Origin of the sequence: Fictibacillus sp. S7, assembly GCF_004127935.1 — a bacterium.
GTDB classification, from domain to species: Bacteria; Bacillota; Bacilli; order Bacillales; family Fictibacillaceae; genus Fictibacillus_C; species Fictibacillus_C enclensis.
Window position 1 is genome coordinate 2,350,286 of sequence record NZ_QJKL01000001.1, and the last position, 16,128, is coordinate 2,366,413.

Annotated in this window: 13 protein-coding genes and 2 rRNA genes; 3 read left to right on the forward strand and 12 right to left on the reverse strand. The window is 46.7% G+C overall.

Annotated elements, in window-relative coordinates; translation table 11 throughout:
* Positions 1–6: 6 nt before the first annotated feature.
* The 3 genes from DMO16_RS12115 to DMO16_RS12125 form a co-directional block, all read right to left on the reverse strand.
* Positions 7–2,945, reverse strand: a 23S ribosomal RNA gene (locus DMO16_RS12115).
* A 216-nt stretch (positions 2,946–3,161) separates the two neighbouring features.
* Positions 3,162–4,709, reverse strand: a 16S ribosomal RNA gene (locus DMO16_RS12120).
* Together the 16S and 23S rRNA genes form the textbook arrangement of a ribosomal RNA operon.
* 275 nt (positions 4,710–4,984) lie before the next feature.
* Entirely contained in the window at positions 4,985–5,851 is an 867-nt protein-coding gene (locus tag DMO16_RS12125) for a nucleotidyltransferase-like protein (RefSeq protein WP_129477669.1), read from the reverse strand.
* A gap of 108 nt (positions 5,852–5,959) precedes the next feature.
* Here DMO16_RS12125 and DMO16_RS12130 point away from each other — a divergent pair, with 108 nt between their 5' ends.
* Complete coding sequence (locus tag DMO16_RS12130) at positions 5,960–6,328, forward strand: YgzB family protein (protein ID WP_061974236.1); 369 nt, start codon at positions 5,960–5,962, stop codon at positions 6,326–6,328.
* A 21-nt stretch (positions 6,329–6,349) separates the two neighbouring features.
* On the opposite strand, the gene perR is transcribed toward DMO16_RS12130, so the two are convergent.
* From perR to DMO16_RS12145, 3 genes are all read right to left on the reverse strand, one after another.
* On the reverse strand, positions 6,350–6,793 hold the full coding sequence (gene perR / locus DMO16_RS12135; protein WP_061974238.1) for a peroxide-responsive transcriptional repressor PerR: 444 nt from the start codon (positions 6,791–6,793) through the stop codon (positions 6,350–6,352).
* A gap of 82 nt (positions 6,794–6,875) precedes the next feature.
* Complete coding sequence (locus tag DMO16_RS12140) at positions 6,876–7,829, reverse strand: D-2-hydroxyacid dehydrogenase (RefSeq protein WP_129477671.1); 954 nt, start codon at positions 7,827–7,829, stop codon at positions 6,876–6,878.
* Between the two features lie 133 nt (positions 7,830–7,962).
* Entirely contained in the window at positions 7,963–9,072 is a 1,110-nt protein-coding gene (locus DMO16_RS12145) for an aminopeptidase (RefSeq protein ID WP_129477673.1), read from the reverse strand.
* A gap of 144 nt (positions 9,073–9,216) precedes the next feature.
* Here DMO16_RS12145 and DMO16_RS12150 point away from each other — a divergent pair, with 144 nt between their 5' ends.
* Entirely contained in the window at positions 9,217–9,396 is a 180-nt protein-coding gene (locus DMO16_RS12150; RefSeq protein WP_061974245.1) for an H-type small acid-soluble spore protein, read from the forward strand.
* 33 nt (positions 9,397–9,429) lie between these two features.
* Here the strand turns inward: DMO16_RS12150 and bcp are convergent, their stop codons facing one another.
* The 6 genes from bcp to DMO16_RS12180 form a co-directional block, all read right to left on the reverse strand.
* Complete coding sequence (bcp, locus tag DMO16_RS12155; RefSeq protein WP_129477675.1) at positions 9,430–9,900, reverse strand: thioredoxin-dependent thiol peroxidase; 471 nt, start codon at positions 9,898–9,900, stop codon at positions 9,430–9,432.
* Positions 9,901–9,959: 59 nt separating this feature from the next.
* Positions 9,960–10,379, reverse strand: a complete 420-nt coding sequence (locus DMO16_RS12160) for a potassium channel family protein (protein WP_061974249.1) — start codon at positions 10,377–10,379, stop codon at positions 9,960–9,962.
* Between the two features lie 117 nt (positions 10,380–10,496).
* Positions 10,497–11,666 (reverse strand): S8 family peptidase, encoded by a 1,170-nt coding sequence (locus DMO16_RS12165; protein ID WP_241840550.1) that lies wholly within the window; start codon positions 11,664–11,666, stop codon positions 10,497–10,499.
* 244 nt (positions 11,667–11,910) lie between these two features.
* Positions 11,911–12,696: an ABC transporter permease gene (locus tag DMO16_RS12170; RefSeq protein ID WP_129477677.1), complete on the reverse strand. Its 786-nt coding sequence runs from the start codon at positions 12,694–12,696 to the stop codon at positions 11,911–11,913.
* A gap of 7 nt (positions 12,697–12,703) precedes the next feature.
* Positions 12,704–13,495, reverse strand: a complete 792-nt coding sequence (locus DMO16_RS12175) for an ABC transporter permease (RefSeq protein ID WP_061974252.1) — start codon at positions 13,493–13,495, stop codon at positions 12,704–12,706.
* On the reverse strand, positions 13,488–14,504 hold the full coding sequence (locus DMO16_RS12180) for an ABC transporter ATP-binding protein (RefSeq protein WP_129477679.1): 1,017 nt from the start codon (positions 14,502–14,504) through the stop codon (positions 13,488–13,490). The genes DMO16_RS12175 and DMO16_RS12180 overlap by 8 nt, the downstream gene beginning before the upstream one ends.
* A gap of 182 nt (positions 14,505–14,686) precedes the next feature.
* On the opposite strand from DMO16_RS12180, the gene DMO16_RS12185 reads away from it, so the two are divergent.
* Positions 14,687–15,982 (forward strand): glutamate-1-semialdehyde 2,1-aminomutase, encoded by a 1,296-nt coding sequence (locus DMO16_RS12185; RefSeq protein ID WP_129477681.1) that lies wholly within the window; start codon positions 14,687–14,689, stop codon positions 15,980–15,982.
* The last annotated feature ends 146 nt before the right edge of the window (positions 15,983–16,128 follow it).

Genomic DNA, 16,128 nt, shown 5'->3' on the forward strand with positions numbered 1-16,128 from the left:
ATTTTTAAGGATAAGCCCTCGACCGATTAGTATCTGTCAGCTCCACGTGTCACCACGCTTCCACACCAGACCTATCAACCTCATCATCTCTAAGGGGTCTTACTCACTTGACGTGATGGGAAATCTCATCTTGAGGGGGGCTTCATGCTTAGATGCTTTCAGCACTTATCCCGTCCACACGTAGCTACCCAGCTATGCCCCTGGCGGAACAACTGGTACACCAGCGGTGTGTCCATCCCGGTCCTCTCGTACTAAGGACAGCTCCTCTCAAATTTCCTGCGCCCGCGACGGATAGGGACCGAACTGTCTCACGACGTTCTGAACCCAGCTCGCGTACCGCTTTAATGGGCGAACAGCCCAACCCTTGGGACCTACTTCAGCCCCAGGATGCGATGAGCCGACATCGAGGTGCCAAACCTCCCCGTCGATGTGGACTCTTGGGGGAGATAAGCCTGTTATCCCCAGGGTAGCTTTTATCCGTTGAGCGATGGCCCTTCCATGCGGAACCACCGGATCACTAAGCCCGACTTTCGTCCCTGCTCGACTTGTAGGTCTCGCAGTCAAGCTCCCTTGTGCCTTTACACTCTGCGAATGATTTCCAACCATTCTGAGGGAACCTTTGGGCGCCTCCGTTACGATTTAGGAGGCGACCGCCCCAGTCAAACTGCCCACCTGACACTGTCTCCGAACCGGATCACGGTTCCAGGTTAGAATTTCAATACAGTCAGGGTAGTATCCCACCGACGCCTCCATCGAAGCTGGCGCTCCGACTTCTCAGGCTCCTACCTATCCTGTACAAACTGTACCAAAATCCAATATCAAGCTGCAGTAAAGCTCCATGGGGTCTTTCCGTCCTGTCGCGGGTAACCTGCATCTTCACAGGTACTATAATTTCACCGGGTCTCTCGTTGAGACAGTATCCAAATCGTTACACCTTTCGTGCGGGTCGGAACTTACCCGACAAGGAATTTCGCTACCTTAGGACCGTTATAGTTACGGCCGCCGTTTACTGGGGCTTCAATTCAGAGCTTCTCCCCTAAGGGATAACCCCTCCTCTTAACCTTCCAGCACCGGGCAGGTGTCAGCCCCTATACTTCGCCTTGCGGCTTCGCAGAGACCTGTGTTTTTGCTAAACAGTCGCTTGGATCTATTCACTGCGGCTCTCTCGGGCGATAAACCCTACCAGAGCACCCCTTCTCCCGAAGTTACGGGGTCATTTTGCCGAGTTCCTTAACGAGAGTTCTCCCGATCATCTTAGGATTCTCTCCTCGCCTACCTGTGTCGGTTTGCGGTACGGGCACCTCTTTCCTCACTAGAGGCTTTTCTTGGCAGTGTAGGATCAGGGACTTCGGTACTGTAATTTCCCTCGCCGTCACAGCTCAGCCTTCACGATTGCGGGATTTGCCTCACAATCAGCCTAACTGCTTAGACGCGCATTTCCATTCGCGCGCTCTCCCTACCTTCCTGCGTCCCCCCGTCGTTCAAACGGAAAGGAGGTGGTACAGGAATTTCAACCTGTTGGCCATCGCCTACGCCTTTCGGCCTCGGCTTAGGTCCCGACTAACCCTGAGCGGACGAGCCTTCCTCAGGAAACCTTAGGCTTTCGATGGACAAGATTCTCACTTGTCTTTCGCTACTCATACCGGCATTCTCACTTCAAAGCGCTCCACCAGTCCTTCCGGTCTGACTTCACCGCACTTCGAACGCTCCCCTACCACTGTACCTGATGGTACAATCCATAGCTTCGGTGATACGTTTAGCCCCGGTACATTTTCGGCGCAGAGTCACTCGACCAGTGAGCTATTACGCACTCTTTAAATGGTGGCTGCTTCTAAGCCAACATCCTGGTTGTCTGGGCAACTCCACATCCTTTCCCACTTAACGTATACTTTGGGACCTTAGCTGATGGTCTGGGCTGTTTCCCTCTTGACTACGGATCTTATCACTCGCAGTCTGACTCCCGCGGATAAGTCTCTGGCATTCGGAGTTTGACTGAATTCGGTAACCCTGTGGGGGCCCCTAGTCCAATCAGTGCTCTACCTCCAGGACTCTAGCCGCGAGGCTAGCCCTAAAGCTATTTCGGGGAGAACCAGCTATCTCCGTGTTCGATTGGCATTTCACCCCTACCCACACCTCATCCCCGCACTTTTCAACGTGCGTGGGTTCGGGCCTCCATTCAGTGTTACCTGAACTTCACCCTGGACATGGGTAGATCACACGGTTTCGGGTCTACGACAACGTACTATGGCGCCCTATTCAGACTCGCTTTCGCTGCGGCTCCGCCTTCTCGGCTTAACCTTGCACGTTATCGTAACTCGCCGGTTCATTCTACAAAAGGCACGCTGTCACCCGTTAATGGGCTCCAACTACTTGTAGGCACACGGTTTCAGGATCTCTTTCACTCCCCTTCCGGGGTGCTTTTCACCTTTCCCTCACGGTACTGGTTCACTATCGGTCACTAGGGAGTATTTAGCCTTGGGAGATGGTCCTCCCGGATTCCGACGGGGTTTCACGTGTCCCGCCGTACTCAGGATCCACTCAGGAGGGAACGAAGTTTCAACTACAGGGCTGTTACCTTCTTTGGCCGGCCTTTCCAGACCGCTTCATCTACCCCGTTCCTTTGTAACTCCATGTAGAGTGTCCTACAACCCCAGAGGGCAAGCCCTCTGGTTTGGGCTGTTTCCGTTTCGCTCGCCGCTACTCAGGAAATCGCATTTGCTTTCTCTTCCTCCGGGTACTTAGATGTTTCAGTTCCCCGGGTCTGCCTTCTCATATCCTATGTATTCAGATATGGATACCATCCCATTACGGATGGTGGGTTCCCCCATTCGGAAATCCCCGGATCAACGCTTACTTACAGCTCCCCGAGGCATATCGGTGTTCGTCCCGTCCTTCTTCGGCTCCTAGTGCCAAGGCATCCACCGTGCGCCCTTTCTAGCTTAACCTTTAAACACGATCGTAAGATCGTAAAAAAATCACTAAATCAGCGCACAACTAATGAATTAGTTGGCTTGTTTGGATGTTTCGTTATCTAGTTTTCAAGGAACATGGCCACATCAAATGTGTAACCTTTATGAATTGAAAGAAACGATGTTCTTTCAAAACCAAACAAAAGCTCAGAGTAAGATTCATGAGGCACCTGAGTGCTCATGTCTCCATAGAAAGGAGGTGATCCAGCCGCACCTTCCGATACGGCTACCTTGTTACGACTTCACCCCAATCATCTGTCCCACCTTCGGCGGCTGGCTCCAAAAGGTTACCCCACCGACTTCGGGTGTTACAAACTCTCGTGGTGTGACGGGCGGTGTGTACAAGGCCCGGGAACGTATTCACCGCGGCATGCTGATCCGCGATTACTAGCAATTCCGGCTTCATGTAGGCGAGTTGCAGCCTACAATCCGAACTGAGAGTGGCTTTTTGGGATTGGCTCGGCCTCGCGGCTTCGCAACCCTTTGTACCACCCATTGTAGCACGTGTGTAGCCCAGGTCATAAGGGGCATGATGATTTGACGTCATCCCCACCTTCCTCCGGTTTGTCACCGGCAGTCACCTTAGAGTGCCCAACTGAATGCTGGCAACTAAGGTCAAGGGTTGCGCTCGTTGCGGGACTTAACCCAACATCTCACGACACGAGCTGACGACAACCATGCACCACCTGTCACTCTGTCCCCCGAAGGGGAAAGCTTGATCTCTCAAGTGGTCAGAGGATGTCAAGACCTGGTAAGGTTCTTCGCGTTGCTTCGAATTAAACCACATGCTCCACTGCTTGTGCGGGCCCCCGTCAATTCCTTTGAGTTTCAGCCTTGCGGCCGTACTCCCCAGGCGGAGTGCTTAATGTGTTAACGTCAGCACTGAGGGTGGAACCCCCCAACACCTAGCACTCATCGTTTACGGCGTGGACTACCAGGGTATCTAATCCTGTTTGCTCCCCACGCTTTCGCGCCTCAGCGTCAGTTACAGGCCAAAAAGCCGCCTTCGCCACTGGTGTTCCTCCACATCTCTACGCATTTCACCGCTACACGTGGAATTCCACTTTTCTCTCCTGCACTCAAGTCTCCCAGTTTCCAATGACCCTCCACGGTTGAGCCGTGGGCTTTCACATCAGACTTAAGAAACCGCCTGCGCGCGCTTTACGCCCAATAATTCCGGATAACGCTTGCCACCTACGTATTACCGCGGCTGCTGGCACGTAGTTAGCCGTGGCTTTCTGGTCAGGTACCGTCAAGGTACCGGCAGTTACTCCGGTACTTGTTCTTCTCTGACAACAGAGCTTTACGACCCGAAGGCCTTCATCGCTCACGCGGCGTTGCTCGGTCAGACTTTCGTCCATTGCCGAAGATTCCCTACTGCTGCCTCCCGTAGGAGTCTGGGCCGTGTCTCAGTCCCAGTGTGGCCGATCACCCTCTCAGGTCGGCTACGCATCGTCGCCTTGGTGAGCCGTTACCTCACCAACTAGCTAATGCGCCGCGGGCCCATCTGTAAGCGTCAGCCGAAACCGACTTTCAAAAAAGAAGCAGGCGCTTCTCGTTATCATCCGGTATTAGCTCCGGTTTCCCGGAGTTATCCCCGTCTTACAGGCAGGTTACCCACGTGTTACTCACCCGTCCGCCGCTAAATCAGAGGAGCAAGCTCCTCGTCATTCGCTCGACTTGCATGTATTAGGCACGCCGCCAGCGTTCATCCTGAGCCAGGATCAAACTCTCCAATAAAGTGTTTGATATAGCTCTTAATGTTTAAAAATAAGAAATTGATGGGATTGTAAAATCCCTGACTTACTCTGGCTTTTGTTTGGTTTTCAAAGAACATTTTGTCGATGCCGCTCGTTTTGGCGACTTTCTTATGATAGCACCTTTGACGAAAGGTGTCAACCACTTTTTTGCTTTGTTTATTTCGTTTATTTGCCGTGTCGTTTCAGCGACAAGTAGTACTATACCATGTTAGTTAGAAAGTGGTCAACACCTTTTTCGAAAAAAGTTGTTCTTTTTTAGAATTTAGTGGTGTAGTGGCGATGATACAAGTGTTTCCCCTTGGTTTCCTGCCTGATCACATGGATGATTCCCCTTTCGATCAGGTGCTCAAGAAGGACGGTCAGGTCAATAGAATAATCGGCCACCTCATGATGCTCCATTAATTCGGCAACAGACCATTCGTTTTGTTCCTGAAATACGCTCAGCAAATGTCCGGCCCCAAGCTTTGTTTTGGAACTAATGGAGAACTCGCTGGCAATTAAGAGAAGTTCAATCCTTTTTTCAATCGGTTCATTCCCGGTAATAAGTTCTTCATATAGTTTGTAAATTTGGGGCTCAATCACCTTCACCTGATTCCAGACCGTAATTTCCGGGTGAAATCCGCGTTCGATCACAGCCAGACGGGCCAGGTGATGCAAGGCATGCAGAATATGGTTGAATGAATCAAGGTACTGACCGCTGTGAAACAATTCCTTTCCATCGGAAAAACGGCGGAGCAGCTTGCCGAACTCAATGGTTATTTTCTTGGATCGTTCCGGTACGGGAAACTTGTCCAATCGGTCACGAAGCTCCGTAATATATTCGTTTCGGTTAAATAGAACTTTTCCGTTTACAACCCAATCAACCACACGGCGGTTCGAACCCAGAAGAAGCCATTGGTTCAGCTGATCTTCCGTTACAATATGTAAAGCTGCGATTTTATCACCATATTCGTAATGTTTAACGCTCCATGGTTTTTCCCCTTTTGTCACAATAATAAAGAGGATGCTGTCAAAGTTGTCTGTTAATGGGCTAAACGGTTTATTGCTCTCGATTAACAGTACTCCCAATGTGTTTTCGTTACTCGCCCTTTCTTGATAAAGCGGGCGTAACAAGTCTTCCATGCCTTCAACTCCCGTTCTGATTTCGGTCTCCAACCAATTCAACGCAAGGTCTGAAAATCCTTTCTTTTTTTCCAAGTCCTTGTATACTGTAAGTTAGGAGGGACAATCATGATAAAATATACGAGCAAGATTAATAAAATACGTACGTTTGCTCTAAGTCTTGTGTTTATCGGAATTATTATTATGTACGCCGGCCTGTACTTCAGAAGCCATTTTATACTAATGTCATTATTTATGTTAATTGGATTTCTTGCAACCCTCGCCAGTGCTGGAGTTTATTTTTGGATCGGAATGATCTCAACCAATGCGGTTCAGGTGGTCTGTCCGAACTGCAATAAGATAACAAAGGTTCTGGGGCGAGCGGATGCCTGCATGTCCTGCAATCAGCCATTGACACTTGATAAAAATCTCGAAGGCCTTGAATTTGATGAAAAATACAACTCCAGACGCGCAATGAAACAAGCATCAAAAAAATAAGCTGAATCCAGCCAAGCTGGTTCAGCTTATTTTTGTTTTATTGGTTCTGCATTCCGGGCATGTACCGTAGATCTCCATGCGGTGATGGCCAACATCAAAACCTGTAACGGACTCGGCCAGCGCTTCCACCTCATCCAGTCCTGGATAATGGAAATCCACAATTTTTCCGCACCCTTCACAAATGATGTGATAGTGTTCGGTGGTGACGCAATCAAAACGGCTGGAGGCATCTCCGTACGTCAATTCCTTAACGAGACCAACTTCTTTAAATACACGAAGGTTGTTATAAACCGTCGCTACACTCATATTGGGAAATTTGCCTTCCAAGGACTTATATATTTCATCTGCGGTCGGATGGGTCATTGATTGTATCAGATGTTCCAGAATCGCATGACGCTGAGGAGTAATGCGGACTCCAAACTGCTTTAATGTGTCAATTGCTTCATTAATGCGTACTTCAGACATCGTCATGCACCTCGCTCTCAAAAGATATTCTTACATTGTAATATTTATAAATAGTGTATCTCGGAATGCCTGCATTTGTCAATCAATAGCCCCGCTCTACTGCGATGATATTGGCTAAAAGGGGGTCTTTCTTCTTATATTTCTCCAGGTTTTCTGCAAACAGCTGAATGGCCCTGTCCTGATATAAAGGAGAGATCCCGGAAAGATGGGGAGTAATGGTAACATTCTTCATGTTCCAGAGCGGATTGTTTGCAGGAAGAGGCTCTTCTTCGAACACATCGAGAACCGCATGGGCAATCTCCCCCTGCCGAAGAGCCGAAATTAAGTCATCTTGAACAACCGTTGTTCCCCTCCCGATGTTAAGAAATACTGCAGACTTCTTCATGCGCCGAAAATGCTCGAGCGAAAGAAAGCCCTTTGTTTCCTCTGTAGTCGGAAGCACAGAGACAAGGTAGTCGCTCTCCTTGAGGACGGATGCCAGCTCCTCCCCTTTCGAATACATTCTGTCCACGTATTCAGCATGCTCCCCGCTTCTGTTAAACCCAAGCGTCGTCATGCCAAATGCCTTGGCGAGCCTGGCGATTTCACTACCAATAGCCCCAGTTCCCAAAATACCAATCGTACGGCCAGATATTTCACTCATCGGAACACTTCTGTCCCAAATGCCCTGCTCCTGGTGCTTGATCAGGATTTTAGCTTGTCTTGCCGTCTGCAATATCATGCCCATCGTATACTCGGCCATTGGGGTTTTATGGATGCCTCTTGCATTCGTCACCAATATCCCCTTTTCCTTGATGGCGTGAAATGGCATCCTGTCCATTCCGGCGGATATGACCATAATCCATTCTAGATGAACAGCTTCTTCAATATGCTCTCTACTTAAGTCTTCCCCAAGCGTTATTAAAATTTCTGCGTTTTTTAAATTCGTTTGTGCTTCGTTTATGTTTTCATGAAAATAAAAGTTCTCATTGGGAAAACGGTCCAAAAGTGCTTTCTGAAGGTCTTGTCTGATTTTTGCTGATGTCACAATGTACATGCTGTTTCCTCCCAAGGATTAAAAAGGTGGTCAAAGTAAAAAGTGCGGGAATGAATCCCGCACTAATTGGAAGAGTTATTACTAAATTCTATGCATTTTCGAATCTGCGGTACCAACTGTTCTGTTAAATTTTTCATTTTAAATGCTGAGGATTTAGCCCTTCAAGCTCAGGAAGGACAAACAATCCATCCTTTCGAACAAGAACGTCATCAAAATACAGCTCTCCCCCGCCATACTCAGGTCGCTGGATGAGCACCATATCCCAGTGAACGGAAGAACGGTTTCCATTGTCCGCATCTTCATAGGCCTCACCCGGAGTGAAGTGAATGCTTCCTGCTATTTTTTCGTCAAACAGGATATCTCCCATTGGGTGCAAAATCATCGGATTTACGCCAATCGCAAACTCACCGACAAAACGCGCTCCTTCATCCGTCTCAAAAATCTCATTGATTTTATCTGAATTATCAGCTGTTGCTTCTACAATTTTTCCGTCCTTGAATGTAAGACTTACATTGTTAAATACCGTTCCGCGGTATGGACAAGGAGTATTGTAGGTGATGGTTCCGTTGACACTATCTTTGACCGGAGCTGTAAATACCTCCCCATCCGGAATGTTGTTTTCCCCTGCACACTTCACGGCAGGAATGCCTTTAATGGAGAATGTCAGATCCGTACCCGGAGACACAATCCTTACTCTATCGGTGCGTTCCATTAATTCCTTTAAAGGCTGCTGGGCCTGGTCCATTTTTTCATAGTCCACATTGCAGACATCAAGAAGAAAATTTGTAAACGCCTCATAGCTCATCTTCGCCTTTTGGGCAAGACCCTGCGTCGGATAATTTAACAATACCCATTTGCGGTCGTTGATGATCACTTTTTGTACCGGCTTAAAGTATTCACCGCGCAGGCGGAACTTCTCTCCAGGCACATCAGAAAGTTCAGCATCGTTTTCAGAACTTGAAATGGAGATATACGCATCCACTTCCTTCACCCTCTTTAAGTCCCATTGCATGGAGGTTTCGAGCTGTTCCGCTTCATACCCCGTATACAAATACCGGTTTATTTCATCATCGTAAAGGTTAACATACGGGTAAGCATCCATTGCATAAGCTTCTTCGATTAGTGCTTTTATTAATGGGCGGGCCGTCAGCGGTGAAGTGATCAGCACCCGTTCCCCCTTCTTTAATTGAACGGAATGGTGAAGCAGTGTTTTCGCAAGAGTAACCACTCTCTGATCAATCATGTAAAATCCCCCTGTTCTATGTATCTTACAAAAATTCCAACAATTTAATATTATCATGATTTCTTTCACCATGCTTAGATTTCATCCTAACGTATACACGCCCGTTATACGTCCAATACTAAACAAAAAAAGGAGCAAATAATCATGAATACAGACCGAGCAAAACAAATTATTACTTCCCCTGGCGAAATTGAAGTTCACTACTATGGAAAACCTGTATGGATTGAATCGATAAACGCTGCAAGCGGAACCGCATGGGTACACCCGAATGATAACCCGACTCATGATATGGAAGTCCCTGTTTCGGATCTTGAGGAACATTAAAAGGGATGCTGCATCAATTGCAGCACCCTTATTTTATTTTAAGTTTTCCCGGATATAGCTCAGCACTTCCTCTATATGCTCTTTGACCTTCACTTTTCTGTATTCTTTTACAAGCGTACCTTCCTTATCAAGGATAAATGTGGATCGTTCAATCCCCATATACTCTTTCCCAAAGTTCTTTTTGAGTTTCCAAACATCAAACAGCTCGGCTGCTTTATGGTCTTCGTCTGCGAGCAGCAAAAACGGCAGACCGTACTTATCAATAAATTTTTCATGCCTTGCGAGCGGATCCGTGCTAACGCCAAGAATCACCGCATCCAAATCCTGAAATTCCTCATGCTTGTCCCTGAAATCACAAGCCTGGGTAGTACAGCCGGGCGTCATATCTTTTGGATAAAAATAAAGAACGACATTTTTCCCCTTGAAATCTGATAACGTTACTTCTTCTCCGTTGCTTGCCGGCAATGTGAAATCCGGCGCTTTTTCTCCTTCGGCAACAGCCATTTGTATCCCTCCTGCTTAAGTTGTTTCCATATAAAGAGGGTAACCAATTCTGTGCCTTCCTACAACCTTTTTGATGGAGGGTTGCGATCAATGACAGAATTCAGGACAAATGCGGCCGGCAGCAGATACCCGATGAGCGCCTCCAGAATTGAAAGCCACCTGCCAAAACCCATTGGTGTAAGATCTCCATACCCGACAGACAGCATCGTCATCGAGCTGAAATACATCGCATCATCAACTACGTGAAAAAAATGTTGATGACCGATCACCAACCCATCTTTCTCAAGGACATGGATGTCCATCAAGAGCAGTGAGGTGTACATCAAGCCAAAACCCAAAATAATGGTCATATAAACGGTGATTAATACCAATAGGTGGTTCAGTGACATAAGCTGATACTTCATTACCGGATGGGAAAAAAGGGACTGCAGGCTTTTGAACACAATAAACCCTGATAAAAAAAGAATCGCAACATACATACTCCGTCCACCATCCCTTGGTAGCAGTTTATGCTTCACAGGGAACGATTAGGACAGGTCAGACCTTTTCATAAAAAAAGGCAGCGGTACTTATCGCCGCTGCCTTTTGCAATTTGATTAATAACGAACAGCATTCGCTGCGTTCACACGTCCTTTGGAGAAATAGGTTCCGGTACCCGAAATTCTGGCCGCAGTGTTCTCAATCGCGGAACGAATCTGTGAAGCGCTTCTTCCCTGTGAAGCCAGCAGACCGGCTACACCAGCCACAAGAGGAGTGGCCATGCTTGTTCCGGAAAGGTAAGCATAATTTCCGCCAGGTATTGTGGAAAGGATGTTAACACCTGGAGCCGCTACATCTACCCAAGAACCGTAATTGGAGAAGGAAGCAAGCCGGTCATTCTGATCTGTTGCCGCAACCGCGATAGCAGAAGAGTAATAAGCTGGGTAACTTGGAGCAGAAGTGCTTTCATTACCTGCAGCAGCGACCACTACAGATCCTTTGCTTGCCGCGTAACTTACTGCGCTTTGAAGAGTGGACGCAGAGCTTGGCCCGCCAAGGCTGAGAGAAATAACCTTAGCTCCTTGATCAGCCGCATACCGGATACCGCTTGCCACGTCATCAAGGGAACCGCTTCCGTTTGCATCAAGCACACGAACTGCCAAAACCGAAACGTTTGGCGCCATGCCCGCAATACCACGGCTGTTGTTGGTTACCGCTGCCGCGATACCTGCGCAATGTGTGCCGTGCTCATTAAGATCCATTGGATCGCTGTCATTGTCCACATAATCGTATCCTTTGATTACTTTACCTGCCAAGTCCGGATGGTTGTAGTCCACGCCTGTATCGACAATCGCCACTTTCACAGATGACGATCCTTTTGTAACATCCCATGCGGACTGCGCTCCCACCTTTTGAGGCGCATATTGATAGGAAGAAAAATACGTATCATTTGGTGTATAGGTTGCTTTGTATGTATAGTTTGGTTCTGCATATTCTACGTTTGCATTGTTCTTGTACTCCTTGATGGCTCCTTTTACATCGCCATCCTTCACTTTAACCACTTGAAAACCATTTTCCTTTTCAACAAGCTGAGCGTCAGATTTTGCGTGGATCGCTTTTGTTTTGGCTGAAGAAACACCTTTTTTAAATTTTACAATAATTTCGTTAGGGGCTACTTCTGCTTTCACAGCTGTTTTTTGTGAAACTTGTGTTGCGGCTTGTGCAGGGGATGCTAAAGACACAACAATCGGTAATACAGCGGCTACTGCCATGAACTTCTTGATCAAATCGATCACTCCTTTGTTTGGGATACTTTTAGCATAGTAGCAATTTAGCAGAAGATAAAGAAAATTTTACATATTTGTAGAAAGATGAATACTATATACCAATAATTTCACATTCCTAACATTTGTAAGGTTAATTAACTAGAAAATTACTGTAAAAAAAATAATCCTTTTTTCCTGCTACCTTAGATGCCGTCTGAATAAAAGACATAAAAAAGACACCTCCATTCGAGGTGTCTATTATCCGTTAATTTCCTGCTCCCCGGTATTTGGTAACGCCGTAATTCCATAACACAACCGAAAGTCCGAAGAAGATGACGCCGATCACCGGAGTGAAAAACGCATATCCATACCATTCGTCCCTGCCGAGAAAATAAGCAGACGGATATACTCCGACAAAGGCAAAGGGAAGAATCCATGTCAGCACGTAACGAATAATACGGTTATAGATGTTGACCGGATAACGGCCGTAATTTCCGATATTGTACATCATCGGCATAATATCCGTTTTGCTGTCGGACCAAAACCCGATACTTGCCAAGGCAACAAAGATACCCGCATAAACGAGCGCCCCGCCGGCAACAAGCACCACAAAAACGAAAGGATCGTACCAGTGAAGGCTTAAACCGAGTTGGCGGCCGGAATAAAACATGATACCAAGTCCTGTAATAACCCCGAACAAGGATTCCAATTCCATTCTTTCAAGGATGATTTGGAACAGACTGTGAATGGGCCGGGTGAGAATCCGGTCCATCTCCCCTTTGACAATATACCGGTCCGTAAAGTCCCAAATGTTAAAAAAGGCACCGAATATAGCAAAGGGTACAAGAAAGAAACCATAGATAAAAACCATTTCATCCTTGCTCCAGCCGCTCAGCAGGCTGGTATGTCCAAAAACAACCAAAATAAAAATTAGATTTACAGCCTGAAAAAGCAAATCGGAAAAGATCTCAACCAGCATATCAGCTCGATAAGTGAGCCTTGTTTTTAAATACTGTCCTGCATATTGAAAAAAGATAGATAAATACGACATTCTGCCCTCATCCTCCCTGCACAATCAGCTGCCGTTTTGCCGTCGTCCAAAGCAACTGAATCGGGATAAAGAGAACCAGTGCCCATACCGTCTGATTCATAAGTCCATGTAAAATTTCGTTTCCTTGAAATCCCTCTGTAAAAATCATGCTAGGTATATAACTGATTCCTTTAAACGGCAAATAATCCATGACACTCTGAGCCCAGACCGGGAAAAAACTGATCGGGAGAATCAGGCCGGAAAACAAGTCGATAACCACCCGTTTCGCCCGGATCAGCCCATCATTGTTAAACAAAAAGAACGTAGCAATACCTGTCAGCAGGTTTATTTGTGTATTGATAATAAAGCTCAAAAGAATGGAAATTAAAAAATAACCCCAGGTGGCCGGATGTGTGGTGAATTGTATCGGAAAAATAAAGTAAACGATCACCATTCCTGGCACCGAGAAAAACAAAATCCGGAATAACCCTTCACCGAGGCCCTGCATCATCTTCATCCCCAGGTAGTTATAAGGACGGATCATCTCAATCGCAACTTTGCCTTCCTTAATTTCGAGAGCAATTTCACGGTCGATGTTATTAAAGTAAAACGCCCGTGCCATCCAGGAAACCGCAATATACGTCGTCATCTGTACAATGGAAAGATCCTGAATGGAGGATTTGTCACCGTAGATGGCGCTCCACAAAAAATAGTACGCGCCAATGTTGATGCTATAGATTAAAATACCGCTGTAATAGTTGGTCCGGTAGGCAAGCATCATTAAAAAACGAATGCGAATCATTTCCATATATTTAGCCATTCCGGATGACTCCTTCTTCATAGATATTTCGTATGATTTCCTCTGTCGTAATTTCTACAATTTTCAGGTCGGCTATTTTTTTCGCACCAACTACTTGGCCGATCACAGCGGAAATAATATCCTCGTTGTTTTCAACGCTGACCGTCCAGTTGCTGGCATTGCTGCCCTGCTCCCACACCACTAAATGATCATGAGTCAAGCTTTGCAGTTCGGCATGTGTTGCCTCTTCAGCAAAAGCAAATTGAATCTGCTTCCCTTCACCCCAATTTTCACGCAGCTGCCGAAGTGCTCCATCATAAATGATTTTCCCTTCATCCAGCATGATGACCCGCTCACAAAGTGCTTCGATATCAGACAGGTCATGGGTGGTAAGAAGAATGGTCGTTCCGTACTTCGCATTGATCTCTTTCAGGAACTCGCGAATCTTGAGCTTTACGAGCACATCCAGTCCGATCGTGGGTTCATCCAAAAACAAAAGCGGCGGATTGTGAATAAGTGCAGCCGCGAGCTCACACCTCATACGCTGTCCCAAAGACAGCTTTCGCACCGGTTTATCAAGCAACGGTTCAATAGCGAGTGTCTCGATGACATCTGCCATATGTGTGTTATAAAAATCGTCAGGAACGTTATACACTTTTTTTAACAGCCGAAACGATTCTTGAACTGCGATATCCCACCATAACTGGGACCGCTGGCCGAATACCACGCCAATGCTCCGAACAAATTGTTCACGGTCCTTATGCGGATTCATCCCGTTTACCCGGACGTGTCCGGATGTCGGAGTCAAAATTCCGGTAAGCATTTTGATCGTTGTTGATTTTCCGGCGCCGTTTTCGCCGATATAACCGACCATCTCCCCCTTTTTAATCTGAAGGGAAATATCATCGACTGCTGTCTTGATGGTATAGTTTCTTGTAAATAAATCCCGGAACGCTCCCTTAAGCCCGGAGCGGCTGGAATGAGACGTAAATTCCTTGCGCAACTCTTTTACATCTATAATATAGTCCATTATTATTTTCCTCCAAAAAACCTCGTTCTCGTGATTAGCACCTGAACTAGTTTATCCTAACTCACCAAGGACCACAATTGTTTCATCCTGAACTTCGGGCGTTTCTTCAGCTGTATAGCCCAAAACGTGCTACAATAAAGGATGGTTTTTAACTAGGTTGTAAACAGCAAGGAGGACAATTCATGAAGCATCAACAGTCAGAATTACTATATAAAGACGCACAGGAGCATATTGTCGGAGGCGTAAACAGCCCGTCGCGTTCGTTTAAAGCAGTTGGCGGCGGTGCACCGGTGTTTATGGAAAAAGCACAGGGAGCGTACTTTTGGGATGTGGACGGTAACAAGTACATAGATTACCTCGCGGCTTATGGGCCAATCATCACCGGACATGCCCATCCCCATATCACAAAGGCGATCACAAAAGCGGCCGAAAACGGCGTTCTTTTTGGTACACCTACAAGTCTCGAAGTGAAATTTGCAAAAATGCTGAAGGAAGCCATGCCTGCCATGGAAAAAGTCCGTTTTGTTAATTCAGGAACAGAAGCTGTCATGACTACCATCCGCGTGGCCCGTGCGTACACAGGAAGAGACAAGATCATTAAGTTTGCCGGCTGCTATCACGGCCATTCTGATCTCGTTCTTGTAGCCGCAGGCTCAGGACCTTCCACGCTTGGCACTCCCGATTCTGCCGGTGTTCCAAAAAGCATCGCCCAGGAAGTGATCACCGTTCCGTTCAATGACATTGATTCCTATCGGGAGGCTTTGCAAAAATGGGGCGATGAGATCGCCGCTGTTCTTGTCGAACCCATCGTCGGCAATTTCGGTATTGTTGAACCGAAGGAAGGATTCCTTGAAGCAGTAAATGATCTGACCCATGAAGCAGGAGCCCTCGTTATCTATGATGAAGTGATCACAGCGTTCCGATTTATGTATGGCGGAGCACAGGACCTTTTGAACGTGAAACCTGATATGACTGCCCTCGGAAAAATTATCGGCGGCGGACTGCCAATCGGAGCTTACGGCGGGAAGAAAGAGATTATGGAAAAGGTGGCGCCTCTTGGACCTGCCTATCAGGCCGGAACCATGGCAGGAAACCCGGCATCCATATCAGCAGGGATCGCCTGCCTTGAAGTGCTTCGGGAAGAGGGCGTATACGAAAAAATGGATAAACTCGGGCAAAGACTCGAAGAAGGCATCCTCGCCCATGCAAAAACATACAATATGCCAATTACGATTAACCGCCTTAAAGGAGCATTGACGGTTTACTTTACTCATGAGAAAATCTCCAATTATGTACAGGCAGAAAACACGGACGGCGAGCTGTTTGGCAAATACTTTAAAGCCATGCTTGAAGAGGGAATCAATCTCGCACCATCTAAATATGAAGCGATGTTCCTTACCACCGCCCATACCGAACAGGATATTGAAGAAACATTAAAAGCGGTGGAGTCTTCATTTAAAAAACTTGCCGAAATGTAATTTTTATTAAGCAGAGTGAATAATCACTCTGTTTTTTTCATCTCATTATGTAAGCGCTTACTTAAATTATAAGGTTCGTTCTGTTGTCTTTTCCGATACGCAATATTCGCAATTTTGAATAAAGATAATTGACTGACTATTTAAAC